Source organism: Acinetobacter zhairuonensis (assembly GCF_022601715.1).
In the GTDB taxonomy this organism is placed as follows: Bacteria; Pseudomonadota; Gammaproteobacteria; order Pseudomonadales; family Moraxellaceae; genus Acinetobacter.
This window is the reverse complement of sequence record NZ_JAKVIM010000006.1, coordinates 1-26,585: the sequence shown is the minus strand read 5'-3', so window position 1 is coordinate 26,585 and position 26,585 is coordinate 1. Positions and strand designations below refer to the sequence as shown.

The following is a 26,585-nucleotide window of genomic DNA, read 5'->3' as shown; positions in this document are numbered from 1 at the left end:
TGGCAAGTTTTTTACTTAAGCCTCTAATATAAATGGATATCAAGGCAAATTCTGTAAGAGAGACAGTAAACCGTAGTTACAGCACTTAATGAGCTCTCACCTCATGTTGGGTGTCATTTGTGTAGTCCCGTATATCTTTAATCCAAACTAATACAGAAAATTTACCCGTAAGAATTTTATCGGCTTGTACCCGAAAAAATTCAGGACTTCATAATACTGAAAATATGAATTACCACTTAAATTTAATTAATACCTAAATCATTTAAAATAAAAAAAAAGATATGTTTTATCAAGTAGTCAATGTAATTTATATTTTTAAAAGATTTAAATAATTTCATCCTAATTAATCATATATTTTTATTTAAAATAATCCATTTTACAATGAAAAAAAATGTCACATGAAGTCGATAGCTTTATAATGATAAATATGCAAATTTATAATTAACTTGTTTTAAAAATGGAAGTTTTTAGCATGGCTAATCAAGAAAGTGATCAACATCGGCAACAAGAAATTGATCAAGAGCTCCAAAAAAAACAGCAAGATCAACAATATCATCAAAACAAGCAGGATCAGCAACAAAAGCAAGACCATCATCAAAATCAACACTATAAGCCAGATCAACAGCGCCAACAAAATCAGAAGGATTACGAAGATATACAACGAAAAAAAGATCAAAAAAATCAGTAAAATGTTCACTGATATATAAAAAAAGCCCCAATATCTTGCTGAGGCTTTTTTTATACAACTCAGGATCTCAGAAATCACCTTTATCGCTACTTTGTATAAGTGTTCTCACTTCAACAAATTCAAAGCATTTTTCTCATAGTTGAAACAGGATAAAAGTCATTTATTTAAAAGCTTGCCTTGTTACCAACGTATGATTCACCTGATGAATATGCATCAATTAAAACTACAAGCTTTACATATAGCTTTTATGAAAGGTCAATACAAACAAAATTTATGGATTGACTCAACGACATTAACTGTCTTTAAAAATCAGTGGATTCAACGACATAAATCCCTAGCAGCAATTGCAACACATGGAAAAAGTTCCATGGGATGGTTCTTTGACTGTAAGCTATGTTGAATGATGGATTCTTCAGAAGAGATTGTGAGTACAGCTTTATCGGATGGACATACAGCAGATATTAGAATGGTTGAGCAATTAGTCAAAGGATTAGAAGTAAAACTCTATGCTGATCGAGGATATATTAGTCAGGAATGAAAGAGCAGATTAAAAGTACAAGGCTCTGATTTAATTACTTATCATCGAAAGAACATGCAATCTATACTGTGATCAAAAGCAGATCATCTGAAGCAACGTAATAAAATAGAAACTTTATTCAGCTCGCTGCAAGGGACTTACAATCTAGTGACGACTAGAGCCAGAAGTGTTAGAGGCTATTTAGCGGGTATTTATGCATTTTTATGTGCATACCAATTAAATCACCGAAATAAGCCAACCATTTAAATTATAGAATCATTGGCTTAAACAGGATTGGGGTAGATTAATAAATAAGGTCTATCTAAGTAGACCTTATTCGATGTTTTTGAAGAGTGAATAAAGCTGAAAATAAAATTAATGCGTATTTGTTACTTCCCATACTGAAGTCACTTCAGCGCCATCGATGACAAAATCAACGACTAAACCATCAATCGGTAGGTTATTGGGATCATTCCACTGTTCCACCGCAAAATAAAACCACTCACCACATTCATCTCGAATCATGCCCAGTTGTGTTTGGGAATCATATCGTTGTACACAGCCTCTCATATTGCCACCTTTATTATTCATTCAATTATTTAAGTTAACAATTACAGGTTCTTAATGACATTAACTCGCCTGTATCGATAAAAATATTATCATTATTTTTATAAAAATCACGTTTTTTTCTAACGAAGATCACATTTTTATTGCTTTAAACGCATATCCCTTGTCATGGCATGACTGTCAATATTCAGCATGCCATGCTAACACCAGTTATAATCAAGCTTGATCACTCAACCCACTTTGAAATAGTGCTTATCGGTCACCAAGGTAATTTTAAGCTTCTTGTAAAATCTACTTAGTGGCTCATCTTTTCCTTTGATGATTTGATCTGCAAATTTGTCATCTTGCATCAACATGGCATAGGTTTTATAACCAAAAATTAGACAGCTGGGTATTTTTCCACTTTGGGTAAATTCATCAATGAGCTTATTTATTTTCTTTACAGATAGGTCGTTCATATGCTTTTAAAGTCTCAGATTTGGCTAACTTTCTTATAATTTATAAATGTGACAAGTGTATGAAGTTTTCTACAAACGTGTTTCTATTAAAAAAATAGGGTTTGGTTTAGAGTTTGATCAGAAGCCTTCAGAGCACTCAAATACAAATTCAGAACTAATAGGCTAAAACTCTGAGAATACCTAGACTGCGGTTTCGCATGGTAAACTCATAATATGAGAAAATTATGCATGATTAATATCCTCATCAGCACAAGTAACTTAGATACAGTTTCATGCTTTTTTATTTAAATATTTCATATATCTTATTGTAATTAAGATACTTTAAAATATAGCAACTTTACCAAGAGGTTAATATCAAATGCTTAGATGGTTTGAGAAGCGAGTAGATCCCTATCCCAGCAAAGGTTTGAATGATCCACTGCCAACAACTTTCTTTGCATTCGTTTGGCATGCATCCAAAGGCGTTCGACCATATTTACTTATTTTGGTGCTGTGTACTGCTGGTGCAGCAAGTTTTGAAGCACTGCTATATGCCAAAATTGGTGATTTGGTCAATTGGCTCAGTAAAAGCCATCCTGATACCTTTTTGGCTGAACATCGTCAAAATTTAATCTTGCTAAGCATGATCTTGCTGGCAAATATCTTTTTTGCCAACTTTCAATCCATCATTAAGCATCAAATCTTGTTTAGTGGCTTCCCAATGCGCTTACGCTGGAAGTTTCACAATCTTTTGCTTCAGCAGAGCCTAGATTTTTTCCACAATGACTTCGCAGGACGATTGTCTGCCAAAGTCATGCAAACTGCGCTTGCTGTGCGTGAATTCTGGATGATTTTGGGCGACATGCTGGCTTACGTCCTGATTTACTTTTTTACCGTCAGTATCGTCCTCGGCTCGATCTCTCCTTTTCTGATTATTCCCTTATTGGTATGGCTTGCCCTGTTTCTGCTTGCAGCATGGTATTTCATTCCACGACTCAGCAAAATTTCAAATGAACAAGCCGATGCACGTGCGGTCATGACCGGTCGTGTGACCGATGCCTACACCAATATTCAAACTGTCAAGCTGTTTGCGCATGCTGGTCGTGAAAGTCAGTACGCAAAATCATCAATGCAAGAGTTTTTGCGTACTGTGTATAAACAAATGCGTTTGGGTTCAGGCTATGAAATCAGCATTAACTCTCTCAGTATTGTTCTTTATGCAGGTGTACTTGGAACGGCTTTATGGCTATGGATTGAAGGTCGAGCAGAACTGGGCATTATTGCAGCAACGACCGCTATGATTCTGAAACTCAACAGTATTGCGGAGTTCATGATGTGGCAAACCTCTGCTTTGTTTGAAAATGTCGGGACTATTCAGGACGGCATGAAAACCTTAGGGCGTCCAATTAGCATTCAAGACAAGCCTAATGCAACAACATTAGACGTTAAGCATGGTGAAATTAAATTTGAAGATGTTAGCTTTGCTTACAATGAAAAAAATGTGATCGATCACTTTAATTTGACTATTCGTCCAGGTGAAAAAATTGGGATTGTAGGACGTTCAGGTGCAGGTAAATCCACTCTGATTCAACTGTTATTGCATTTCTATACCATTAACCAGGGTCGAATCTTAATTGATGGGCAAGATATACAAGATGTTACTCAAGACAGTTTGCGTAAAAGCATTGCCCTTGTAACTCAAGATACTTCGCTGCTGCATCGTACTGTTGCGGAAAATATTAAATACGGACGTCCAGATGCCAGCGATGCAGAAATGTATGAAGCTATGCGTAAAGCCAAAGCTGAAGACTTTATCCCGCAACTCTCCGATCTACGTGGTCGTAAAGGCTATGATGCTTATGTCGGGGAACGTGGCGTTAAGCTTTCTGGTGGACAACGTCAACGTATTGCAATTGCCCGTGTGTTCTTAAAAGATGCGCCTATTCTTATTTTGGATGAAGCAACCAGTGCCTTAGACTCTGAAGTTGAAGCGGCAATTCAGTCGAGTCTGGATGATTTAATGCAAGATAAAACCGTGATTGCTATTGCACATCGACTTTCGACCATAGCGCAAATGGATCGTTTGATTGTGCTTGATCAGGGACGAATTGCTGAACAAGGTACACATGATGAACTGGTTGCCTTAAATGGTATTTATGCACATTTGTGGCAACGCCAAACAGGTGGTTTTTTAATTGAACAACATCAAATAAACAAAAAGGATAGTGCTTAATGTTGTATTTAGAAGATCTACAGGTCGGAGACCGTTTTGTGAGTCGTGCTTATGAAATGACTTTGGATGAAATCAAGCAATTCGCACAGCAATTTGACCCACAGCCTTTTCACACCGATGAAGTCAAAGCTGCTCAACACCCGATTTTTAAAGGTATGGCAGCCAGTGGATGGCATACTTCAGCCGTGACCATGCGCTTATGGACAGAATGTTTTCCTGTTGCATATGGTTTAATTGGCTCAGAAGCCCAAGTCCGTTGGCCTAGACCGACCCGAGTCGGCGATCAAATTCATGTGGAAGTTGAAATTACCGAGATTAAGCCATCTAAATCCAAACCAGACCGCGCCATTGTGACTTACACCACTGAAACCTTGAATCAACATGGTGAAATTGTGCTGCTTGGGAATACCAAAATTTTGGTGTTTAGTAAAAGTTATCAACCCGAAATATAATCCTGCAGGATTCTAAAACCATGCGTGGTTTTAGAATCACCTTTGTTCAGTTTGTCGAACAATTTATCAGGGTCGTACTGCTTTTTCATGCCAATATAAAAAACTGACTTGATATAACAAAATTAAACGTGCAATGGATCGCGCATGAATACTATTTCATCTAGACAAGACCAAGGAATTCCAGGGGTCTATGGTCTGTTACTTTTAGATGTCGTGTCTCGCTGGGGATATACAGCAGATACCTTATTTTCCCCATTCCAGCTGGATAGTGAAAAATTAGCCGAGCCTGATTTTAGAATCTCGACACCCATAGCCAATGCTTTAATTCAACACGCCAAGTCCCTCACAGGTGAGTCGACGCTGGGCTATCATTTGGGTACGCAAATGCGTATCTCCATACATGGCTTTATCGGTTATGCCATTATGACGGCGCATGACATAAGCGATGCTTTGGTATTGGCAAACCGTTTTGTACAATTGCGATTACCTTTCTTGCAAATCTACTTTTCTACCTTTGCAGAAAAAGCCACTTTACAGCTCCGAAGTGATGTCACCATAGAACCATTGCGTTCAGAAATTTGTATTGCTTTGACCATTGGTATTATTTCCATGGCGAAAGCCATTACGGGTGTAACGGATTTAGGCGGTGAGATTGACTTTGATTTTCCTCAACCTGAAGGCTTTGAACGTTACATTACCAAGTTCCCGAATCATCAATTTCGCTTTGAACAGCCGCATTTGTTGATGAGTTTTGATAAAAAATATCTGGCGCTGAAAATGGTGAATGCCGACCCAATCGCAAGCCAAATTGCCATTAACCAATGTGAAGCTGAACTTTCAGCTTTAGGTGAGCGCAGACGGCTTTCTATGGCGGTTCGGGATATTTTAACCCACTCGGAACAGCATTATTTAAGCATCGAGCATGTTGCCTATCGCCTGCACATGTCAGACCGAACCTTAAAGCGCCAGCTCGCCACCGAAGGCACTTCTTTTTCAACCATTGTAGATGAAGTTCGTTATCGGCATGCAACCTCATTACTCTCTCGAACCGATTACACGCTTGAACAAATTGCAGATGAATTGGGCTATAGTGATGTAGCGAATTTTAGTCGCGCGTTTAAACGCTGGAGTGGACGCAGTCCAAGTAATTGGCGTAAAGATCCGTACCTATAAACCTTTTGTTTTGCTGTAAAAACCTGTATAAAGCATGACAAAAATAAATGAATACTTTGAGGAGTCATCATGAATCATCCTTCAGATTTGAAGTATGCGAGTACGCATGAGTGGGTGAAAATTGAAGGTGATCTTGTTGTAACTGGGATTTCAGACCATGCGCAGGATGCCTTAGGCGATTTAGTTTATGTAGAAATGCCAGAAGTAGGTCAACAAATCACAGCTGGTGAACAGGCTGGTGTAGTTGAATCGGTAAAAACTGCTTCTGACATTCATGCCCCTGTTTCAGGTGTAGTCGTAGAAGTAAACACTGCACTTGAAGATGACCCAGACTTTGTCAATGATGAGCCATACGGTAAAGGCTGGATCTATAAAATCAAGCCAAACAATCTTGATGATGTGAATGCATTATTATCAAGTGCGGACTATGAAGCGGGTCTATAAGCCCTTTATACATTCCTACACTGAAAAAAATCAGCCTTAAGGCTGATTTTTTTATGCTCAATATTTATATAATGATCAAAATGTGAGAATAAAGGTTTTAAAATTTGATTTTAGCCAATGTAAATTTTACAAAATATCAATTTACTTTATTTATCCACTGTAATTGTTTATGCTATGGGTACATCTTCATGACCTTGATACCCACAGGGAATACATAAAAAAGTGATAGCCGTATTGTCATGATTCCCTTTCTCGTTCTAGGTTAACTATGTCGCAATCAACTTCTGTTCAACTGTGGAATAAATCTTTTATTCTATGTTTGGCAAATAATTTATTTCTATTCGTCTTTTATTTTGCCCAAACCACCATCTTACCCATCTATATTATAAGAGACTTACACGGCAGTCTGGCTCAAGCAGGACTCGCCATGACCTTATTCATGGCATCTTCTATTGCGGTTCGCCCGTTCAGTGGGCTGATCATAGAAAAGTTCGGTCGCAAGAAAACGCTTTTTGTTTCCGAGTTTTTATTCTGTCTATTTTCGGTTGCCTATATCTTTGCTGATAACCTACAAGTTTTACTTTGGCTACGTTTCTTACACGGCATCTGGTTCAGTATTTTAACCACAGTGACCGTTCCGATTGCCAATGAATTTATTCCAGATTCACGTCGTGGCGAAGGCATGGGTTATTTTGTGATGTCAGTCAATTTGGGCATTGTTCTGGGGCCATTAATTGGACTGTCTTTAATTCAGCCGCTCTCTTATGCTCTGGTCGCGACGATTCTAGCTGCTATTGTCTGCCTTGGTTTTGTGTTTTGTTTCTTAATTCCTATTGGTACTGCAGTCACATCCATACAAACTCCAGCGAAGAAACGCCTAACCGTGCATGATTTTATCGAGAAAAAAGCCTTGCCAGTTTCAGTCATGGCGATGCTGGTGTCTTTTGCTTATGCCAGCATTATGTCCTTTATCTCGACTTATGCATCCTCAAAAAATTTACTGGCTTATGCCAGTCTGTTCTTTATCGTATTCGCTATTTCGATGATGAGCCTTCGCCCCTTCACGGGCAAAATTTATGATCGCAAAGGTCCTAGTTATGTGATTTATCCAGCCTTGGCTTTATTTTCACTAGGTTTAGTTATCTTGAGCCAAATTGATAGCTTATTTGGATTCATGTTTGCTGCGATTCTGATTGGGATGGGATTTGGGTCAGTACAACCATGTTTACAAACGCTCGCCATTCAACGTGCTGAACCACAGCGTATTGGTCATGCGACCTCAACTTTTTTCACCTTTTACGATTTAGGCATTGCATTAGGCTCAATACTCTTAGGTATTTTGATAACTGCGCAAGGCTATACTGTGTCTTATATATTGTGTGCCATCATCGTATTACTAAGTCTTGTATTTTATAAATTTTGTGTAAGCTCATCGACAAAATAAGATTAAAAATAAAGCCCCTTTTCAGGGGCTTAGAACTCACGATATTTCACAACTGCATTTTAGTGTTGCTGTGCTTTCAACTGCGCAGCCGTTTCTAATAAGAGTTGTTCGGTTTTCTCCCAACCAATACAGCCATCAGTTACAGATTGACCATAGATCATGTCGCAAGAAATCTTCTGATTGCCTTCAACTAAATGACTTTCCAACATAACACCACGGACGTTTGTATTCGCACGTTCATTCACAATTTGACGTAGCACCTCTGGCTGTAATGCAGGGTTCTTGCTGCTATTCCCATGGCTACAATCAATCACTAGCGCAGGTAAATCCCCTTTAACTTTCGCTTTGATTTTATTGATTTCTTCTACCTGATAATTAGGACCAGTATTTGAACCACGTAAAATCAAATGCGCCAATGGATTGCCACGTGATTGAAGTACGCAAGGTAGACCAGACTGGCTCATTCCCATGAACTGATGCGCATTTGAAGCGGATTGGATGGCATCCAATGCAATTTGGATTGATCCATCTGTACCATTTTTAAAACCAATGCTGTATGGCATTTGACTTGCAATTTCACGGTGAATTTGGGATTCGCTGGTACGTGCACCAATTGCACCCCAAGCCAGCAAATCATCAAAGTAAGCCGTTGCCATCGGGCTTAGAATCTCACTCGCAATCGGTAAACCCATTTCAATAATATGTAAATAAAGTTGGCGTGACTGTTCTAGACCTGCTTGTAAGTCTGATGACCCATCTAGATCAGGATCATACATAAAGCCTTTCCAGCCTACTGTTGTACGTGGTTTTTCAATATAAGCACGCATTACGAGAAAAATTTGATCAGAAACTTGCGCTTGTAAATGTTGTAATTTTTGCGCGTATTCCAAAGCTGCAACAGGATCATGAATAGAACAAGGTCCAGTAATGACCAAAAGGCGTTGATCTGTGCCAGCCAGAATGTTTTGAATAGTTTGACGATGTTCGGAAATCTGAGCCGCAAGTGATGCAGAAAGAGGAAGTTGTACTTTGAGTTGCTGAGGCAAACTCAATAATGTTTCTTGTGAAGTCGGTTGATGTTGTAGTGCAGTATTTAGAGCGTTCATCGGTCTTTCCTTTGGACTGTTGTTCAGTCCGATCTTTTATTTGTGCGTTTTGGGTCTATGGGATGATAAGGATTGAGTCATAAACTGACTAAAGTAAAACCAATAACCGTTGCTAAAATATGAAGTGTTAAATGTGTACATGTGAATCTCCTAAAAAAATTATAAAAAACAAAGCATAAAAAAACCTGACCGGGGTTGCCGATCAGGTATTAACTGGTGGGCAACCTTTATTTTGCCCAAACGCGTTTAGGCAATTATCTAAACTGCCAGAAATAAAAATAAGCGTTTGCGATTAAAGGTTGCTTTAACATCTTTGTTTCATCAAAAAAGTGTCTGAAATTAAAAATACGCTTTATTACCACGTTTGACAACCTTTATTTCACGAAAAAAAGTTATGCCTGCTGTAACTTTTGCTTATCATTTAACTGAATGATATGCAGTTTAAATCCAGCGTTGCACATACTTTTGCAAGTTTTGTTTCAACTGGACTTTCCAGTCATTGGGTAAAGAACATTTAGCAAGTCGAACCCATACGCTGGCAAATTGTCGGGTAAAACTGGCTTCGTTGTAATGAATGCCATACTCTGCACATAAAGCCTTAATCTTGGGTGCGACTTCTGCATAACGGTTTGCAGGCATGTCTGGAAACAAGTGATGTTCGATTTGATGACTCAAATTTCCACTGAGAATATGCAACCACTGTGTGCCAGTGAAATTACTCGAGCCCCGAATTTGGCGTAAATACCACTCTGCACGTGTTTCATTTTCGGTATTGTCTAGCTCAAAGGTCTCCGCATCTTCAGTAAAATGCCCATTAAAAATTACAGCTGAAGCCCATAAGCTTCGGATAATATTGGCGACTACATTTCCAGCAAATACTGGAATGGCATTCGGTCCCGCAATTAAGGGAAAGAATAGATAGTCTTTGACCACTTGTCGTTTCACTTTCTGACGCAGTTTCGCTGCATCCTGCCAAACTTGATGCCAGGTTTTGGTTTTATACGCAAACACATCTTCCAGATGTAAATTCTGTACGCCCACATACCACTCAAAGAAAACCATCAACTGGATGGCGAGTGGTATATTGAATAAGAATCGGGGTTCCCAATGCTGATTTTCACTGACGCGAATCAGACCATAGCCCACATCATGGTCTTTGCCCACAATATTGGTATAAGTATGGTGCACATAATTGTGGGTATACTTCCAGTCATCGCCTGTGGCAATGGTATCCCAGTCATAGTTTGCACCGTTTAGGCTCGGGTCGTTCAGCCAGTCAAACTGACCATGCATGACGTTATGCCCCAACTCCATGTTTTCGACAATTTTGGAGATGCCTAATAATCCTGTCCCTAATAGCCACACGGGCGGTAGCCAACCTGCAAACATCAACATGCCGCGTGAGGCAATTTCACTATAACGGACAAAATTTCGGACTTTGTAGATATATGCAGCGTCTTGTTCTCCCAAACTTTGCATGATTTCGCGACGAATGGCTTCGACCTTAGCACCAAAGGATTGAATTTCTTCATCACTTAAATAGCGCGATTTACTGTTACTTTGAAAATTTACGGGTTTATTCATTTTATTTGTCCCTAGATTCAACACTTATAAATTAATGACTACTGGACTAATTGCCTGTGAAATGCAGAGTTTGATCTGAGTATTACTCTGCTCATCCACTTCCCCTGTAAGCACATTACGTACCGCACCCTGAACTTTGGTACACGAACACGTATTGCAAATTCCCATGCGACAACCGTGGGCAGGTTTCAGCCCAGCTTTTTCTGCACTTTCAAGCAAATTGGTGTCAGCAAGAAACTCTTGCTGGGCACGTAAAAATGTTATGGGTTGTGCCTCAAGGGTTTCATCAATCTTAATTTGAAAAAATTCTGTCTTGAGCAAATGCGAAATACTGTGATCTGCATAAAGCTGTTGCACACTTTGCATCATGTTGTGTGTACCACAGGCATAACACTCACGTTGCTGATAGTCTGGTACGAATTGCTGTAGTAATGGCTCGGTTAAATGCTGTGAATTTCGCAATGTATTGAATGGATGGTATTTAAACTGCGGATATTGCGCAGTTAAGGCTTCGAGTTCTGCATGGTAAGCATAGTCACGATTAAAATACAGCAAATCGACTGGAGCGCTTGTCGATGTCAAAGCCTGTTTTAGTAAAGCGTAAATCGCTGTAATCCCACTGCCAGAGGCAAGGAAAAGTGTTGCTGCTCCAGAGTGCTGTTTCAACACAAACTCACCTTGAGCTTGTGAAATTTCGATGACTGCGCCCAAAGCAAGCTGAGTCACTGTATTGGATACTAATCCTTGTTGCTTAACTGCAATTAGTAAATCCCCATTGTCGAGAATTTGGACCAAGGAATAGCTACGCTGCTGTCGAACACCTGCGATTATTACCGTGAGAAGTATGCATTGCCCTGCCTGAGCTTGCTCATATCTAAAGTTATGATTTGGTCTTAACTGTAACTGAATAAAATTATCGCTTAATGCTTTACGCACAATAAGCTGAGCTTTGACCTTTTTCCATGCCCAAGTGGGATGAAGTTTTTCCGCGACAAAATCTACGAAATCTTCACGCACCCATTCAGGTTTATATTGCACATGATTTCCCATAATTGTACTCATCTGAATCTGCAAATATTTATATACAACTGTCTTTTATTACTAGCTCAACAATAGATTTAACTAATCGCATGCTCTATGTCAGAAGAGGACAAAACATATCATTTGGCATTTATTATCATTTTCTGTCTAACAAAATGTTAGGTTTTGCCAATCAAGTTTATATGCTGTCTTTACTCGAAATGAAAAAACCAAGCATTCGCTTGGTTTTTTAGATTGGAGAGACTGATTTTTAGCAAGGTAGTACTATACGAATTGAGATGCTTTCATGCAGCAAATCAAAGGTGCTATTAATTTTGTTTAAGCCTATGTAATGCGTACATAACAAAAGATTCTCACTACTTATCACCTTTGATCACTACTACAGCCACAAAGCATTTGCCTACAGGCTGCAATATTGCTAGATCAGACCTGTTCAAGGTTACGTTCATATAAGATAAAAGTAGTGTTATGGCATACCCGCATGAATCATATATCTATGCTTCTCATCTTACTTTTGTGAGGATGTAACAAATTTCAATCGTGGATAGGCTGACTTGATCTAAGCATTACAAGCACTAAATTTGAAGTCATGTGCAATGTGATGAATCGCTATTTAACAGTTGAACTACAGTTGCCGCTTTTAAAACCTTAATTCAACCATAACAGCATGATAATATGTGCTTATATTGGTAATAATGAATTAGAACAATATGCAAAAGAATAACCGATACTTCTCTTTATTATTATGTGCAGGCATGAGCTCACTCACCGCTTGTAGCCTGCCGCCGAATCAGGCAAAGAAAGAGTCTGCTTCAGACTACCATACGGAAAATTGGGTACAACGCCAAAATGTCGATACTCAACTGCAACAGGGGCTTACCGCTTATTTGGCACTTGATGATGCCTTTATGAGTATTGCTTCACGCATTCATTTAATTCGAGAAGCGAAATATACCCTCGATTTGCAATATTATATTTGGGAAGATGATTCCCTCGGTCATATGATGCTGTCGGAACTATTAAAAGCAGCAGATCGTGGTGTTAAAGTACGACTGATGATTGATGATCAGAATGGTACAAAATTAGATCCAATACTAGAAAAGCTGGTTGCGCATCCAAATTTCGAAATCAAACTTTACAATCCCTACAAATATCGAAATTTCCGAGTGATGGATTATGCCTTGCGATTGAAGCAAATTAATCATCGTATGCATAACAAGCTGATTATTGCTGATGGTGCCATTGCGGTAACAGGTGGACGCAATATCAGCCGTGAATATTTTGATGCAGGTGATGATTTTCAATTTACCGATATGGACATCTTGTTTTTTGGCAATGCGGTTAAATCTGCCAATCAAATTTTTATTAACTTCTGGAACAATGATTTAAGTTATTCCGTACAACAGTTGATTGGCGTTGGTACAGCTGCGGAACTTGATGAAGTACGTAAAAGTCATGCCATGAATGATCTTGAAAAAGATCAGTTCAAAAGTCGACTAGATTTTGCGCAAAAGCAAATTATGACGCAATTACGTGAACGTAAAGTAGAATGGGTAAAAGCACAGTTTCTGGGTGATTACCCTGAAAAAACACTTGGCAATATAGATCACGATAAGCTGCTTTATTCACAATTAAAACATGCCATGGGAACACCTAAGCAACATTTAGAATTGGTCTCGGCTTATTTTGTTCCAACTAAAGATGGAACGGCTTTCTTGAATGATCTGTCCCATCGGAATATAAAAATACGCGTCTTGACCAATGCCTACTTAGCGAATGATGTCGCATTAGTGCATGCCTTTTATCAAAAATATCGCAAAGACCTTTTAAAAAATGGCGTACAACTTTATGAGTTTAAGCCTGATATCGAGCGTAAACAACGTACTTGGTACGAGGTATTGACGGGAAATGTGATACCAGCCAAAGGGAAAAGTTCATCGCGCTTACATGCTAAATTTTTTGATGTGGATGGCAAAGTATTTATTGGCTCGTTTAACTTTGATCCTCGTTCTGTCAATCTAAATACAGAAGTTGGCTTGATGGTGGAATCTGATTATTTACAAAATCGGGTCACTCACGCGCTGGATCGTTACTTACCACAAATTGCATACGAATTAAAATTGAATACTGAAGGTGAAATTATCTGGATTGAACATCATGACAATGGAAAAACTACAACATATGATGTAGATCCGCACACGACCAAGTTCCAGCGTTTCACCTTTAAAAGCCTGTCCTATTTACCTATTGAATGGATGATGTAATGATAATGTAATTACATTAACAATACCCTTAACCTATTAGTATTTAATCAGATTGTTCAGAATTGAACCTTATACGCATTACGCAGAATCATGGCAAAAAGTATTCATTTCCTCAGCAAGAATATCGAATACTTTAGGATTTATACATTGTGCAACATTAAAGCGCATCAAATGTTTTGCATTTGCAGATTGGCTAAACGCATGCCCTGGTGCCAATATCAAACCTCGCTGTAAACAGCGGCGTGTCAACTCAGCTGCATCAAGTTGTTCAGGCAAATGACACCAAAGAAAGATTCCAGCTTTTGGAATGAGAACAGGCTCAATACCAAGTTGTCTTAACCGTTGAATGCATATACTCATACTGTTATTGAGCTTCTTCTTCAGCGACTCAATATGCTTAACATATTGACTGTCCATCAGTGCAGAATAAATGATTTCCGCATTTAAATGCCCACTACTAAAATTCGTTGCAATTTTCAGGTCAATATATTGTTCAATATCTTGAGGATTAGAAACAATATACCCACAGCGAAGCGACGCCGTTAGAGTTTTAGAAAAACTCCCAATTTGAATCACCTGATTAAAGCCCATCAGCGTGGAATAACGCGGTGCTGGCAGATATTCAAATTCTGAAAAAATATCATCCTCCACAATGAGCAAGTTCGCTTGTTCAGCCAATTTTGCAACTTGATATGCCCTTTGAATAGATAACGTCGCACCTGTAGGATTATGAATACCTGAATTGGTTAAATAGAGTTTGGGTTGATATTGTAATGCTTGCTCAAATTTTTCTACGTCAGGTCCTTGAGCTGTAAAAGGAATCGCGATCGCCTGTAAGTGATGTGCTTGAATTAAAGCTTGAAAATTGAAATAACACGGATCATCAACAAGAATTACATCGCCAGCCTGTAGATGCACCCGAAAAATCAAATCAATGGATTGTGTACCTGAGTCGGTAATTAAAATTTGCGAGGGATCTACATTTATTTCATATTGAGCATTTCTACGAGCAATCCACTGTCTTAAACCTGCATGACCATGTGGGATTGGATATTCGACTAACATTTTGACAGAAGATTTTGCAGCTTGCTTGAGTGCTTTACGTAAACTACTTTCAGGCATCCACTCAGGAGGTAACCAGCCACAGCCTGGTTTAAGCATGGCATCATTAGCATCTAAAGATTGCCGCGAAATCCAGAGAGGATTAATTTCTCGGTCATATTGAAAATTGTTTGCAGTTATTACTTTCTGTGGTTGCGCCTGACCTTTGACATAAAACCCTGAACCTGCCCTTGCTTCGAGTACACCTTCTGTCACCAAGCGAGCATAAGCTTCCACTACAGTAGAAATCGAGAATTGCATCTCCTGTGCTAAACGCCGAACTGAAGGCAACCGCGCCCCTGCAACAAAACGTTGATTCGCAATCTGTGATTTGATCTGCTTCATCACGATCTCAATTTTGCTTTGCGTATCCATAGATAGGTATTCAATATTTATTTCAAGACAGTTCTTATTGTATACCAATACAGTTTCTTTAAATTGTACTGGATTGTATCTGTCTCAAACCGCGGATTTGCCTTGTAATTGAACAATGATAATTAGAGCAATTCAGGCATGAAACAAAGTAATCTTGGATGGATACACGGGCTATTGGGCGTCATTATTTTTGCAGGTTCTATGCCCGCAACGCGTGTTGCCGTTTCAGGTTTTAGTCCTGAGTTTCTGACTGGCGCACGCGCGGTAATCGCCGCAGTATTTGCCATTTTATGTTTGTTTATTTTGAAACAGCCAATCCCGAATACTAAACAGATCAGATCTTTAATTCTGATTGCTCTTGGTGTTGTATTTGGTTTTCCATTTTTTACGGCACTCGCTTTAGAAAACATCACTGCGGCTCGTGCCCTTGTCTTTGTAGCTTTACTGCCCCTCGCGACTGCAATATTTGCCGTACTCCGCGCAGGTGAAAAACCATCTATTCAGTTCTGGTTATCTGCAATCTTAGGAAGTAGCTTTGTCGCAGTATTTATGTGGTTTCAAGACCAGCAAGCATTCCATTTCCGTAGTGATTTATACATGTTGATTGCTGTATTGGCTTGTGGTTTAGGTTATGCGGAAGGTGGACAACTTTCAAAACAACTGGGAGGCTGGCAAGTGATTTGCTGGGCACTAATTATTGCCTTGCCCTTAATGTTACTTTTATTCGGAATTTATTTTCCACAAGCTTGGGAAGCTATTCCTGTTACAGCATATGCAGGATTGTTCTATGTTTCCTTATTTAGCATGCTGATTGGTTTCGTATTTTGGTACAAAGGCTTGGCAATGGGTGGCGTTGCGCGCGTCGGACAAATCCAACTGTTACAACCTTTCCTTGGATTGATACTTTGTGCTGTGCTCCTACATGAAGCGATTGACTTCGCCATGATTGTGGTGTGTTTTGCCGTGATTATCTGTGTCTTTTATGCAAAAAAATATGCTTAAGCATAACGATCCTTTATTCACATACAATTAATCCAGCAAACCAATCTTTTGAAAAAGCTGTTGATAGGCTTCCGCTTTTTTCTCTAGTGCTAATGGATAAGCGCGTGAAGAAGAAGGCATTCTAAACAAACTAAGCTCGCGAGAAGCAAAAATAGTTTCTGAACTTTTTCCTATCACTGGTTTTTCAGTGCCTTCAGGCATCGATAACATGAGTGTATCTGTAGCCTTATCGCCCGTCGTTACAATATTTTGACATAGTGGAATTTGAGCCAATAGTGCAGTTAAATCAGTCGGTGTTTCAATGTGTAAGAATTTATCTGAAGCATTTTCTTTTAAACGGACGACTTGATAGGCCGTATCAAAAATCGCAATCCCTTTTTCAATGAGAAAGTCGCGAATTTTCTGTTCATAGAAATTCTTGTTTTTAAGATCAAGGAAATAGTTTTTATCTTGGAAAAATATCAGCCCGTAGATGCGCCACATATCATTTTGATAATTCGGATAATAAAAATCCATTTTCCAGCGTGTTTTCGGTGGCGGAAAACTACCCAGCATCAGTAATTTTGCATTTGCTGGTAAAAATGGTTCAAGTGGATGGGTTTCTATTGGTAACATGATGCAAAATTCAATATGTTATTTGAGGACTATAAATCCTTAATTTAGGACATTGCCTTAAGAATAGTCCAAATTCTAACATAGGAAATTTATACAATCAGTTAAAGTATTGCACCCTACTCACACTTTCCTTAATTTTCAGGGGCTTTTCTTTGTCTTAAAAAATTCATTTATAATTCGATTAAAAAACAGCCATAAAACGTGATAAATCTATTAAAAAGCCCACACTAGAGGATATGGGCTGGAATAAGAAGCGGACGCTATTGAATTTAAAACTTTAATGCAAAGCATCGTATAAGCTGTATTAAGTTAATTTAGAAAACTGACTAATCGTCAAATTAAAAATAAACGGATAAAAGAGAAGTTAATGACCTTAGATCAAGGTACAGGCTTTCCAGTAGGTACTTTGGTACAGTAAAATGAAGGTTTTGTTGCAATTAGATGCTAGTTTTCTGCTTTCTAAAATTGAATCTAGATCATCTTAAGTTAACAAGTAATGATCTAACAAAAAATATTATCTATATAATTTTAAAAATTTTTCCACTTAAAGTACTTTGAAAAAGCATTTCAAAACTAGGTCGAATATCTTCACCATCAACGGTGATATGTTTTATATTCGAATGAGATTGCGTGTTGGCAAACTGATGATCCACCGTTGCTTGAATAGTGTGTTTAATCCCAAACTGATCTTTCACACTAAGACTCTGTTTAAACATATATATCTCCTTAATAAAACTGCATAAAAAACTAAATCATTGATATTTGTTAATTTTATTTCTAAGAAACTTTATGGTTCAATTTAAACAATTGATTTGGAGAAGTGTAAAATGTACGGCCATCCAAATTTAAATCAACCTCGATTCCAGATTCCAGCAGAACTCTTTTACCGACTTCTATTTGTTTAAAACCTTGACGTGTATTCTGCATTTTATTGAGGGGAATTAATGAAACAATAATTTCAGTACCATTTTTAGATTTTGCAATTAAATCATTTATTTTTAACAACTTATATCCTATCTTATAGAGATTTCTTTCACTTTTAAACCAAATTTTAAAGTATAAAAAAGCACCCATGAGTGCTTTTTACTACTGCTTATTATTACTTAGATAGCAACAATATTTACAGCATTTGGTCCTTTTTGACCTTGAGCTACACTGAATTCAACTTGCTGGCCTTCAAATAAGGTTTTGAAACCTGAATTCGCGATTTCGCTGAAATGAGCAAAAACGTCTGGACCTGATTCTTGTTGAATGAAACCAAAACCTTTAGTTTCGTTAAACCACTTAACAGTACCTTTAACAACATTTGAGTTTGACATAATATATCCTACTAATTTTTAATAATATTTTAGTCATTTTATTGACTAATTATAACTTTGAAATAATAAAGAATGAGACTTAAAATCTAAAAAACGAAGGATTATGACTAAAACTGCGATACTTAAGGAAGATTTACCGAAACAAGACTTTTTTCTAGTTAAGTTAAATATACACTAAAAATAGAAATAATCAAGTTTTTAAATATATATATTTATTTTTCTTATTAAAAAAATCCACATTTCATAAAAAACTCATTTAATTCAATGGTATATTATTAATTTTGATTACCATTAAATAAGTTTAATCTGCTCAAATAACATTTTTAACCAAGTCAATCCATGTGTTGTATAGTAATAATATTAGTTGTTCTTATTTTAGGATTGATATTTTTCCCATGTACCTACAACTTTTGTAATGTTTAGGTTCCATTCAGCCTAAGATTTCTTGCATTCAATTAAATAAGCAAATAATCACTATAAAAAATCTGAGTAGTAAAAAACCGACTTATTATAAAGTCGGTTTTTATACCGTCAATCAGCTTGAACATTAATATATTTGAGTTAAAAAATTAACCTAATTTATTCACAAGCCTTAATGGCAAAACTTTCATTGCCAAACCCATTGGCAGCCACGGCCACTTTGGCACATAAGCTTTGACTGGGGCTTTTTCAATCGCTTCAGCAAGTAAATGAGAACCCGTCTTTTCATCAACTTCAAAAGGCAATTTTTTCGCACCTTCGTTTAGTTCAGTACGAATATAACCAGGGAAAATGGTCGAAACCTTGATTGGTGTATCAATCAGTTCTGCACGAATCCCTTCTGCCAAGTGTGCCACCGCAGCCTTACTTGCTGCATATGTAGAAAGATGCTTGGGTAATCCTCGCATCGCACTCATTGAAGAAATCACCACCAAATGCCCAGCGTTTTGTGCCCGGAAAATTTCAACAGCAGCTTCGCATTGTGCTAAAGCAGATATAAAGTTAGTTTCGGCAGTTACTCGGTTAATTTCAAAATTACCTTTACCAATGCGACGACCTTGCCCCACACCGGCATTCACAATAATACGATCCAGCTTGCCAAAGTCTTGTTGAAATGCCTTAAACACTTCAAAGACTTGATCGTAATTAGTGACATCTAAAGTTTTCGCAATAACTTGTATGCCATACTGACTTTCAAGCTCTTGTTTAAGAGCTTCTAAACGTTCCATGCGTCGCGCACAAATCGCAAGGTTATACCCTTTTTGAGCAAATTCACGCGCCATGCCTGCGCCTAAACCTGAGCTCGCCCCTGTAATTAAAATGGTTTTTGCCATGGGTCAATCCTTGTTATATCCATGTTAAAAGTTCTGAGTCATCGGCTTTAATAAAATGATGCTCATTTAAACTGAGTAATTGTGGTTCATTTCCGACTAAACGCAATGTGGTCATGCTGGTATTGGTAATTGCCCAGTTCAAAGCAAATGTACGATTTGGATTCAATTCCAAAATTTTTCCTGCAGCCACAGAAATGACACCGCCAGAGGTAAATACGACCGCATAACGCGGTTTGGTCTGTGCAAGTTCATCACATAAATCTTGTAAGGCTGTTTCGACTCGATCTTTGAATAGTGGCCATGACTCTTCATATTCATGGTGATATTCACCACCAGTCCAACGCTCAATTGCCCCTTCAAATATTTTTGCCAGATACGCACGTGGATTCACATGCTGTGCCACATCAGATTTTAATAAATGCGGCTCTTTGAATCTGGGTTCATATTGCGCAAAAACCTGCTGATGATTGAACTCGTTCCACTTCGAATCTGTGACCACTGGACTATGCGGAAAACATTCTGCCAAAGCCAGTTGCGCCGTTTGCTGATGGCGATGCATTGAACCCGCCACTACATAAGGAGTTTCTTTTAAAATATATTTGAAATATTGCCCCAGTCGTTGAGCCTGCAATTCTCCTTTTTCCGAAAGTTTGTCATAACTCTCTGCACCAAAGGACGCTTGCCCATGACGAATTAAATAAATGGTGGTCATTTTTCTAAAATTTCCTTAAATTTTTCCATATATTTATGTGCAATTTCATTAGCTTCCAGTTTCTGAATACCAATCAGTTTTAACGCACGGATATGTAAGGCATGAATAATGACCCAAAAATCTTTAAACGCAGGATTGTTGGTTTGCTTATGGAAATAGCGATAGTAAATTTGCTGTGCAATAACGGCTAAACGGAAGATGCCAAACACTTCGTAAAAGGTCCAGTTTTCAGGCTGTAACCCTGTTTTTTCCAAGTAATATTCTACGACCTGCTTACGGGTGAACATACCTTTCATATTAGTAGGTTGACGGCGCGTCGCTTTAAAAATGTTACTGTCAGTTTCTTCCACCCAATAAGCCAATGCAGCCCCCAGATCCATCAGTGGATCACCTAGGGTTGCCATTTCCCAATCCAGCACACCAATAACTTGTGTTGGATCTTCAGGATCTAAAATCACATTGTCAAAACGCCAATCATTGTGAATCAAACAGGTTGCTGAATCTTCAGGGATATTGTCGATCAGCCACTTACGCACAAATTTAAAGGTCGGCACATTAATGGTATGCGCTTTGTCAAAACGCTGATCCCAACCTTCTACCTGTCTACGACAATAACCTTCACCTTTGCCTAATTTTTCCAGTTCCGTACCTTGATACGGAACTTGGTGCAGTTCAATCAGTTTATCAATCACATTGATACATAACTGATGGACTTGCTCTTCAGAAAAGTGTAGTTCGGGTGGCAGTTTTGCACGTGGAATAATCCCAGCAATCCGTTTCATGACATAGAAGTCACAACCCAATACAGATTCATCCTGACAAAGACCAACCATTTCAGGGAGTACAGGATAAAAAGGCGCTAAATTGTGTTGCACCGTGTATTCACGTGCCATGTCATGTGCTGACTTTGCCTTAGTTCCCTTTGGGGGGCGACGCAGAATCAAGTCTGTATTGTCATATTTCAAGCGGTAGGTCCAATTAGAAGCCCCACCCGAATATTGTGTGACTTCAACTTGTCCCACTAACACGACGCCTTGTGACTTAAGCCAATCTTCTACAGCTTGTACATCCAGCTCTTCACCTTCACGTACACTGCCACCAACATCAATTACCGACATACTTGTTATCCCTGATTTTTAGAATATGAATGCTTTACTTACTTTTACCACAGCTTTATTTTTTACGCGCGCCGTATCCACGCTTTTTCAGTTCAAGTTTTGCAATCATCCCCTTATGTACTTCATCAGGACCATCAGCCAAACGTAAGCTGCGCGCTTGGGCAAAGAAAGCTGTTAATGGCGTATCACGCGATACACCTGCGCCACCATGAATTTGCATCGCCATATCAACCACTTTTTCTAAAACACTTGGGGCAACCACTTTAATGGCTGAAATCTCAGTTAGCGCAGCCATATTACCCAAAGTATCCATTTTATAGGCAGCATATAAAGTCAATAAACGTGCTTGATCAATGGCAACACGAGCTTCAGCAACACGTTCTAAATTGCCACCTAATTTGAGAATTTCTTTACCAAAAGCTGTTCGACTCATACCACGATCAATCATCAATTCTAGCGATTTTTCAGCTGCGCCTATACAGCGCATACAATGATGAATACGACCTGGTCCTAGACGACCTTGTGCAATCTCAAAGCCTTGACCTGCACCGCCAATGAAATTAGACACAGGTACGCGAACATTGTTAAAGCTGATTTCGCCGTGACCATGCGGCGCATCATAATCACCAAATACGGGTAACATTCTTTCAATGGTTATACCTTCAGAATCAATAGGAACAAGTACCATCGAATGTTGATGATGGCGATCTTTAGTTTCATCAGGCGTGTGTGCCATAAAGATAATCATTTTGGCATTTGGATCACCTAAACCAGATGACCACCATTTACGCCCGTTTAAGACAATTTCATCGCCCTCAACCACAGCAGTGGCTTGCATGTTGGTTGCATCACTTGATGCTACTGCTGGTTCAGTCATACAAAATACTGAACGGATTTTTCCTTCCAGTAATGGCGTTAACCATTGTTGTTTTTGTTGTTCGCTACCATAGCGCCATAATACTTCCATGTTTCCGCTATCTGGTGCATTACAGTTGAATACGGTTGGTGCAATTAAGCTACGACCTGTTAACTCTGCAATATGTGCATACTCTTGAACTGAAAGTCCTGCACCCAATACTGGATCTGGTAAAAACATATTCCATAAACCCTCAGCACGTGCTTTGGTCTTTAATTCTTCTAATTGTGCTGGCCACTGCCATTGCGTCCAATCTCCATTGGGATTTAAATGATGTACCTCATTCCAAAATTCAGCTTCTATTGGTTCAATTTCATTTGTAATAAATGCTTTAGTACGTTCTATATAGTCTTTGACACGTGCAGAGAGTTCAAACATAAGGTCATCCTGTGAATTTTGTATATTTTCGCTTTACAGTACATTAGCTCGAAAATTACTATGAATGAAATGATTTTATTTAATCTAAAACTATGAACAGTATTCATAATGATGCAGATATAGATTTAGCAAATTTCTACCGTATCGATATCAATCTCTATCCATTATTTATTGCTATTTTTGAGCTAAAGAGTATTTCTAAAGCCGCACATATTCTTAGTATTACGCAATCTGCCGCGAGTCATGCTTTACAGCGATTACGCCAGCAATTGCAAGATGACTTATTTATCCGAACAGGCAACCAAATGTTACCTACGCCATTCGCAGAACAAAGCTATCCTGCCATAAAAAATGCACTTCAAGCTATTCAATCTATCTCACTGCAAAAACATAGTTTTGAACCGAGTATGATCAAAACACTTAAAATTGCAGTCCACGATGAAATTGAACCGATCATTTTCCCTCGAATTTTCCAACATTTTCAACAACTCAACTTAGACATTCAATTTACGAGTATTAAGTTAGACCGTAAAACGGTTGTTGCCGATTTAGCTGCTCAACAAATTGATTTTGTAATGGATTTGGAGCAGCATTTTGGAGATAAAATTCAATTTCAAGTACTGGTACATGACCGTTTTGTCGCCTGTACTCAACAAAAGCAGTTGAATGAAATGAGTTATTTTTCATCTCCACATATTGGCGTTTCATCACGCCGTACAGGCTTGTTACTTGAAGATATGTATTTGCAACGTCAACAATTGAATCGGAATATATTATTGCGTTGTCAGCACTACTCTACTGCTTTACAGATATTAGAACAAAATGCTCAAGCAATTTTGACCTTGCCAGAGACGATACTTTCTCACCTACAAGTTGCGCCGTCTTTAAATATTTTTTCTGTACCTGCTGAATTACCTTTTATGAAAATGGGAATGTTTTGGCATAAAGATTTAGATAGAAATTTAAGGCATATTTTTTTGCGAAAGCAAATTAAAGAAATTTTTGCTTAGGCTATTTATTAAAGTGGATTTAATTATGCTTAGGCTATTTTAACTAACCGAATTTTTTTAGTGTGGAATAAAAAAGAGGTTTGCATTGCAAACCTCTTTTTTTGTAAAAGCCATAATGACGATCAAAGTAAATTTAGTTTCATCCGTTTGCCAGATCATTCATATTTCACGGAACCAATAAGCTTTTACTGACGGGAATACTTGTCCCGACTTAAATTAAGAAAATCGATACATCTTGTTTTCAGACTCAGTTTCACTATTTAATTTATTGAAAAACTTTGAAACGCTCGGTATTTTCAATATACGTTTTGTCTTTAGCTGCTGCCTCAATCGAACCAAAAACCAATTGAGCACGTAATTTCCAATTCTTGGGAATGTCCCATTCAGCATGGACTTGCGTATCAACAATTGGATTGTAATGCTGTAATGAAGCCCCTAGCCCTTCTGTATGTAAGGCTGTCCACGTTGCAAATTGAGCCATTGCCGTAGAATGCTCCGCCCATATCGGGAAGTTCTCAGCATATAAAGCAAAACGATCTTGTAAGTCTTCAACCACAGCCATATCTTCAAAAAATAAAATCGTGCCTAACCCTGCTGAGAAACTATCCATTTTAGCTGCAGTTTTAGCTGCTGCAGCTTCGTCAGTAACATAAGCTTGTAATTCTTTTTTAACGAAGTTCCAAAACTTTTCATGTTCTGAATTGAATAGAATTACAGCACGCGATGACTGTGAATTAAAAGAAGACGGACTTTCTCGAATCGTTCTTTGAATCAGATCGGTTAAATATTCTGTTGTTTGCTCTACATTTTTTGCTAATGCATAAATCGTACGGCGTTGTTCAATTAAGTTCAGAAATTTATTTGCCATGTGGTAGCTCCTTCTTGGGTGGAATGTTTCGCTGGAAAAATTGAAATTATCCAGTCATACAATGCTACTCAGCATTATGCAAAATCAATTCCAACTTGCTTATAAAAGTTAATATAATTCATGTCTCTATTTTTTATATTTGGTAAAAAATATATTTAATCGCCCCTATACACTATTCAGAATAAGCCTAAAGTTTATGAAGCAATCGATCATTCAGACAATAAAAAACCATTTAGCAATACACACTAAATGGTTTCTTTTTTTAAATCAGCAGCTTTTTAATAAATCTCAAGCTAAATTAGCTTGCAGCACATTATTTGGAAGGTGGGCTTTCCAGATTTCTCTTAATGTTGGTAAGTAGAACTTCTCGCCCAGCTCAACCAATTCAGCATCAATCAATGCATGAATTTCGTGCATAAATAAATAATCAAGCTCTACAATTTTGAGTTTTGCATGCTTTTGAGCCTCAGCCTTGCGCTTTTGTTGTGCACGCTTAACCAGTTCATCTGCAAATTTCTTATCTTTAAATTTTGCTAAGGCAGTTAAGCGTAGCTCAATCACGCCCCAACCACTCAAAAGTAATTTAAATAGTTCAAAATCTTGAGTAGTCGACTCCCATGTCATTTCCTCTAAATTTTCATTTTCAGGCAATACTGGAAGCAGTAGTTCCATGACACTTGGGAAAATCTTTTTAAAATTTAGAATAAATTTAACAGGATGCTCACCTGGGTAATCCTTAAATTGAATACGTTTCTGAACATCTGTCAAATATATAGAGAGCATTAAATAAATCCTAGCGTAGACCACTGTTTCCAAGGGTATTATTTTTTATCCTGCAAAATAAGTGCGAAATAAAAACAAAACGGAAACAAAAAAAGAAAATCATTCTAGCAATTATGACATTTTATTCAATGTAAAAACATGCTTTCTACACTGAACTCACATTTGAAATTAGTGCTAAAAAAGACCGCCCCAAAAGGCGGTCTTTTTTACTTGATTAGGCTGTACCTTTGATGGGCTTTGTTGCAAAAACCTATCATTAAAGACTTATTCAACAAAATAATTCTCAAATGAATAAGCCAGCACCTAAAATTTATCGTACTCTCAATTGCTCTTCAAACAACCGTGCTCTCATTAATCGTGAAAATATTGGCATTTGGTTTGATCCCAAAACTCAGTGGTCTAGATTAGACAACTCCAGATTATTCCACTATCTGCACAAGAAAAAAGCATCTTGATATTGTTATTAGTTATCAAAAAAAGCACTAATGATTACATCTACTCATCGACAATACTGGTTTAAACTTCCTTGGTGAAGGCGAATGGAAACGTAAGAAGCATCAACCTGAATATCGTCGCCAATGGCATATCACAAGATCCACTGTGATTTAAAAGATGTTGGTGAAAAGTATGGAATTAATCGTGTCTATCGCCTGATGAAAGCCAATGAGCTTAAATCACAGCAGGGTTATCATAGCGAACCTCTGCTAGAACACTTGCTATTGTTGCTGCTAATACTTTAGATCGGCAATTTAATCCAACTCAACCAAATCAATTATGGGTGACAGACATGAGTAAACCAGATTGGTAGCTGGAGAAGCACTTCTTCGCAAGATATCCCTACTCATGAAGGTTGGTTATATCGGGCTGTTGTCATCGACCTATTTTCTCACTTAGTAGTAGGATGGTCGATGAAATCTAGAATCACCACAGATTTAGTGCTTGATGCATTATTGATGGCATTCAGACCAAGGTAGCCAATATACCAGTTATTAATGCAGACATTTCTGAAACACCATAATCTTGAAAGCAGTATGAGCTTTGTCTTGCACAGTATACTGCTCATGCAATGACAATGCTGTTGCGGAAAGCTTCGTTCAACTGTTAAAGCGGGAACGAATTAAAAAG

At 38.1% G+C, this 26,585-nt stretch carries 24 protein-coding genes and 3 pseudogenes; 12 read left to right on the top strand and 15 right to left on the bottom strand.

The features are described 5' to 3' along the window. The first annotated feature begins 472 nt into the window (after positions 1-472). Together MKI85_RS06230 and MKI85_RS06225 are read left to right on the top strand one after the other, a co-directional pair. Entirely contained in the window at positions 473-688 is a 216-nt protein-coding gene (locus MKI85_RS06230) for a hypothetical protein (RefSeq protein WP_241626026.1), read from the top strand. Between the two features lie 55 nt (positions 689-743). Then, positions 744-1,472: pseudogene (locus MKI85_RS06225) on the top strand (IS982 family transposase); the annotation flags it as partial. 108 nt (positions 1,473-1,580) lie between these two features. Here MKI85_RS06225 and MKI85_RS06220 read toward each other — a convergent pair. Then, positions 1,581-1,796: a hypothetical protein gene (locus tag MKI85_RS06220; protein WP_241626024.1), complete on the bottom strand. Its 216-nt coding sequence runs from the start codon at positions 1,794-1,796 to the stop codon at positions 1,581-1,583. Between the two features lie 792 nt (positions 1,797-2,588). On the opposite strand from MKI85_RS06220, the gene MKI85_RS06210 reads away from it, so the two are divergent. The 5 genes from MKI85_RS06210 to MKI85_RS06190 all read left to right on the top strand — a co-directional run bounded on the left by MKI85_RS06210 (position 2,589) and on the right by MKI85_RS06190 (position 7,955). Then, positions 2,589-4,442 (top strand): ABC transporter ATP-binding protein, encoded by a 1,854-nt coding sequence (locus tag MKI85_RS06210; protein WP_241626020.1) that lies wholly within the window; start codon positions 2,589-2,591, stop codon positions 4,440-4,442. Further along, positions 4,442-4,894 carry a MaoC family dehydratase gene (locus MKI85_RS06205; RefSeq protein WP_241626018.1) on the top strand — a complete coding sequence of 151 codons (453 nt, stop codon included), beginning with the start codon at positions 4,442-4,444 and terminating at the stop codon, positions 4,892-4,894. The genes MKI85_RS06210 and MKI85_RS06205 overlap by 1 nt, the downstream gene beginning before the upstream one ends. Before the next feature lie 144 nt (positions 4,895-5,038). Continuing rightward, a complete protein-coding gene (locus MKI85_RS06200; protein WP_241626016.1) occupies positions 5,039-6,067 on the top strand; it encodes a helix-turn-helix domain-containing protein in 1,029 nt (342 codons plus the stop codon). A 69-nt stretch (positions 6,068-6,136) separates the two neighbouring features. Further along, positions 6,137-6,511, top strand: a complete 375-nt coding sequence (gcvH, locus tag MKI85_RS06195; RefSeq protein WP_161933873.1) for a glycine cleavage system protein GcvH — start codon at positions 6,137-6,139, stop codon at positions 6,509-6,511. Between the two features lie 268 nt (positions 6,512-6,779). Continuing rightward, positions 6,780-7,955 (top strand): MFS transporter, encoded by a 1,176-nt coding sequence (locus MKI85_RS06190; protein ID WP_241626013.1) that lies wholly within the window; start codon positions 6,780-6,782, stop codon positions 7,953-7,955. Positions 7,956-8,014: 59 nt separating this feature from the next. Here the strand turns inward: MKI85_RS06190 and MKI85_RS06185 are convergent, their stop codons facing one another. The 3 genes from MKI85_RS06185 to MKI85_RS06175 all read right to left on the bottom strand — a co-directional run bounded on the left by MKI85_RS06185 (position 8,015) and on the right by MKI85_RS06175 (position 11,695). Beyond that, on the bottom strand, positions 8,015-9,061 hold the full coding sequence (locus tag MKI85_RS06185) for a 3-deoxy-7-phosphoheptulonate synthase (RefSeq protein WP_241626011.1): 1,047 nt from the start codon (positions 9,059-9,061) through the stop codon (positions 8,015-8,017). Positions 9,062-9,502: 441 nt separating this feature from the next. Continuing rightward, positions 9,503-10,645 (bottom strand): fatty acid desaturase family protein, encoded by a 1,143-nt coding sequence (locus tag MKI85_RS06180; protein ID WP_241626009.1) that lies wholly within the window; start codon positions 10,643-10,645, stop codon positions 9,503-9,505. 24 nt (positions 10,646-10,669) lie between these two features. Further along, on the bottom strand, positions 10,670-11,695 hold the full coding sequence (locus MKI85_RS06175) for a flavin reductase family protein (protein WP_241626287.1): 1,026 nt from the start codon (positions 11,693-11,695) through the stop codon (positions 10,670-10,672). Between the two features lie 701 nt (positions 11,696-12,396). Between MKI85_RS06175 and MKI85_RS06170 the strand changes: the two genes are divergently transcribed. Continuing rightward, positions 12,397-13,950 carry a phospholipase D family protein gene (locus MKI85_RS06170; RefSeq protein WP_241626007.1) on the top strand — a complete coding sequence of 518 codons (1,554 nt, stop codon included), beginning with the start codon at positions 12,397-12,399 and terminating at the stop codon, positions 13,948-13,950. Positions 13,951-14,028: 78 nt separating this feature from the next. Here the strand turns inward: MKI85_RS06170 and MKI85_RS06165 are convergent, their stop codons facing one another. Further along, on the bottom strand, positions 14,029-15,426 hold the full coding sequence (locus MKI85_RS06165; protein WP_241626005.1) for an aminotransferase-like domain-containing protein: 1,398 nt from the start codon (positions 15,424-15,426) through the stop codon (positions 14,029-14,031). 138 nt (positions 15,427-15,564) lie between these two features. Here MKI85_RS06165 and MKI85_RS06160 point away from each other — a divergent pair, with 138 nt between their 5' ends. Next, positions 15,565-16,428 carry a DMT family transporter gene (locus tag MKI85_RS06160; protein WP_241626004.1) on the top strand — a complete coding sequence of 288 codons (864 nt, stop codon included), beginning with the start codon at positions 15,565-15,567 and terminating at the stop codon, positions 16,426-16,428. A 27-nt stretch (positions 16,429-16,455) separates the two neighbouring features. Here MKI85_RS06160 and MKI85_RS06155 read toward each other — a convergent pair whose 3' ends face one another. From MKI85_RS06155 to MKI85_RS06120, 8 genes are all read right to left on the bottom strand, one after another. Further along, positions 16,456-17,043 (bottom strand): uracil-DNA glycosylase family protein, encoded by a 588-nt coding sequence (locus tag MKI85_RS06155; protein WP_241626002.1) that lies wholly within the window; start codon positions 17,041-17,043, stop codon positions 16,456-16,458. A 518-nt stretch (positions 17,044-17,561) separates the two neighbouring features. Continuing rightward, positions 17,562-17,759: a hypothetical protein gene (locus MKI85_RS06150; RefSeq protein ID WP_241626000.1), complete on the bottom strand. Its 198-nt coding sequence runs from the start codon at positions 17,757-17,759 to the stop codon at positions 17,562-17,564. A 61-nt stretch (positions 17,760-17,820) separates the two neighbouring features. Continuing rightward, a complete protein-coding gene (locus tag MKI85_RS06145; protein WP_241626285.1) occupies positions 17,821-18,048 on the bottom strand; it encodes a hypothetical protein in 228 nt (75 codons plus the stop codon). A 98-nt stretch (positions 18,049-18,146) separates the two neighbouring features. Continuing rightward, positions 18,147-18,362, bottom strand: a complete 216-nt coding sequence (locus tag MKI85_RS06140) for a cold-shock protein (RefSeq protein WP_005093626.1) — start codon at positions 18,360-18,362, stop codon at positions 18,147-18,149. A 569-nt stretch (positions 18,363-18,931) separates the two neighbouring features. After that, the gene (locus MKI85_RS06135; protein WP_241625998.1) at positions 18,932-19,675 is read right to left on the bottom strand and encodes an SDR family oxidoreductase; all 744 of its coding nucleotides are present in this window, start codon (positions 19,673-19,675) and stop codon (positions 18,932-18,934) included. Positions 19,676-19,688: 13 nt separating this feature from the next. After that, positions 19,689-20,387, bottom strand: a complete 699-nt coding sequence (locus MKI85_RS06130; RefSeq protein ID WP_241625996.1) for a histidine phosphatase family protein — start codon at positions 20,385-20,387, stop codon at positions 19,689-19,691. Continuing rightward, the gene (locus MKI85_RS06125; RefSeq protein WP_241625994.1) at positions 20,384-21,505 is read right to left on the bottom strand and encodes a phosphotransferase family protein; all 1,122 of its coding nucleotides are present in this window, start codon (positions 21,503-21,505) and stop codon (positions 20,384-20,386) included. Before MKI85_RS06125 ends, MKI85_RS06130 begins: the two co-directional genes overlap by 4 nt. 55 nt (positions 21,506-21,560) lie before the next feature. Beyond that, positions 21,561-22,799, bottom strand: a complete 1,239-nt coding sequence (locus tag MKI85_RS06120; RefSeq protein WP_241625992.1) for an acyl-CoA dehydrogenase family protein — start codon at positions 22,797-22,799, stop codon at positions 21,561-21,563. Positions 22,800-22,891: 92 nt separating this feature from the next. Between MKI85_RS06120 and MKI85_RS06115 the strand changes: the two genes are divergently transcribed. Next, entirely contained in the window at positions 22,892-23,809 is a 918-nt protein-coding gene (locus MKI85_RS06115; RefSeq protein WP_241625990.1) for a LysR family transcriptional regulator, read from the top strand. Between the two features lie 265 nt (positions 23,810-24,074). On the opposite strand, the gene MKI85_RS06110 is transcribed toward MKI85_RS06115, so the two are convergent. Beyond that, complete coding sequence (locus MKI85_RS06110) at positions 24,075-24,677, bottom strand: nitroreductase family protein (protein WP_241625988.1); 603 nt, start codon at positions 24,675-24,677, stop codon at positions 24,075-24,077. A gap of 288 nt (positions 24,678-24,965) precedes the next feature. Further along, positions 24,966-25,460, bottom strand: a complete 495-nt coding sequence (locus tag MKI85_RS06105; protein ID WP_241625986.1) for a hypothetical protein — start codon at positions 25,458-25,460, stop codon at positions 24,966-24,968. A gap of 287 nt (positions 25,461-25,747) precedes the next feature. Between MKI85_RS06105 and MKI85_RS06100 the strand changes: the two are divergent. Further along, positions 25,748-26,042: pseudogene (locus MKI85_RS06100) on the top strand (transposase); the annotation flags it as partial. A 2-nt stretch (positions 26,043-26,044) separates the two neighbouring features. Then, positions 26,045-26,585, top strand: a pseudogene (locus tag MKI85_RS16960) (DDE-type integrase/transposase/recombinase); the annotation flags it as partial.

Coding starts and splice junctions, on each gene's coding strand:
- MKI85_RS06230 (WP_241626026.1), top strand. CDS start 473: ATGGCTAATCAAGAAAGTGATCAACATCGGCAACAAGAAATTGATCAA.
- MKI85_RS06220 (WP_241626024.1), bottom strand. CDS start 1,796: ATGAATAATAAAGGTGGCAATATGAGAGGCTGTGTACAACGATATGAT.
- MKI85_RS06210 (WP_241626020.1), top strand. CDS start 2,589: ATGCTTAGATGGTTTGAGAAGCGAGTAGATCCCTATCCCAGCAAAGGT.
- MKI85_RS06205 (WP_241626018.1), top strand. CDS start 4,442: ATGTTGTATTTAGAAGATCTACAGGTCGGAGACCGTTTTGTGAGTCGT.
- MKI85_RS06200 (WP_241626016.1), top strand. CDS start 5,039: ATGAATACTATTTCATCTAGACAAGACCAAGGAATTCCAGGGGTCTAT.
- gcvH (WP_161933873.1), top strand. CDS start 6,137: ATGAATCATCCTTCAGATTTGAAGTATGCGAGTACGCATGAGTGGGTG.
- MKI85_RS06190 (WP_241626013.1), top strand. CDS start 6,780: ATGTCGCAATCAACTTCTGTTCAACTGTGGAATAAATCTTTTATTCTA.
- MKI85_RS06185 (WP_241626011.1), bottom strand. CDS start 9,061: ATGAACGCTCTAAATACTGCACTACAACATCAACCGACTTCACAAGAA.
- MKI85_RS06180 (WP_241626009.1), bottom strand. CDS start 10,645: ATGAATAAACCCGTAAATTTTCAAAGTAACAGTAAATCGCGCTATTTA.
- MKI85_RS06175 (WP_241626287.1), bottom strand. CDS start 11,695: ATGGGAAATCATGTGCAATATAAACCTGAATGGGTGCGTGAAGATTTC.
- MKI85_RS06170 (WP_241626007.1), top strand. CDS start 12,397: ATGCAAAAGAATAACCGATACTTCTCTTTATTATTATGTGCAGGCATG.
- MKI85_RS06165 (WP_241626005.1), bottom strand. CDS start 15,426: ATGGATACGCAAAGCAAAATTGAGATCGTGATGAAGCAGATCAAATCA.
- MKI85_RS06160 (WP_241626004.1), top strand. CDS start 15,565: ATGAAACAAAGTAATCTTGGATGGATACACGGGCTATTGGGCGTCATT.
- MKI85_RS06155 (WP_241626002.1), bottom strand. CDS start 17,043: ATGTTACCAATAGAAACCCATCCACTTGAACCATTTTTACCAGCAAAT.
- MKI85_RS06150 (WP_241626000.1), bottom strand. CDS start 17,759: ATGTTTAAACAGAGTCTTAGTGTGAAAGATCAGTTTGGGATTAAACAC.
- MKI85_RS06140 (WP_005093626.1), bottom strand. CDS start 18,362: ATGTCAAACTCAAATGTTGTTAAAGGTACTGTTAAGTGGTTTAACGAA.
- MKI85_RS06135 (WP_241625998.1), bottom strand. CDS start 19,675: ATGGCAAAAACCATTTTAATTACAGGGGCGAGCTCAGGTTTAGGCGCA.
- MKI85_RS06130 (WP_241625996.1), bottom strand. CDS start 20,387: ATGACCACCATTTATTTAATTCGTCATGGGCAAGCGTCCTTTGGTGCA.
- MKI85_RS06125 (WP_241625994.1), bottom strand. CDS start 21,505: ATGTCGGTAATTGATGTTGGTGGCAGTGTACGTGAAGGTGAAGAGCTG.
- MKI85_RS06120 (WP_241625992.1), bottom strand. CDS start 22,799: ATGTTTGAACTCTCTGCACGTGTCAAAGACTATATAGAACGTACTAAA.
- MKI85_RS06115 (WP_241625990.1), top strand. CDS start 22,892: ATGAACAGTATTCATAATGATGCAGATATAGATTTAGCAAATTTCTAC.
- MKI85_RS06110 (WP_241625988.1), bottom strand. CDS start 24,677: ATGGCAAATAAATTTCTGAACTTAATTGAACAACGCCGTACGATTTAT.
- MKI85_RS06105 (WP_241625986.1), bottom strand. CDS start 25,460: ATGCTCTCTATATATTTGACAGATGTTCAGAAACGTATTCAATTTAAG.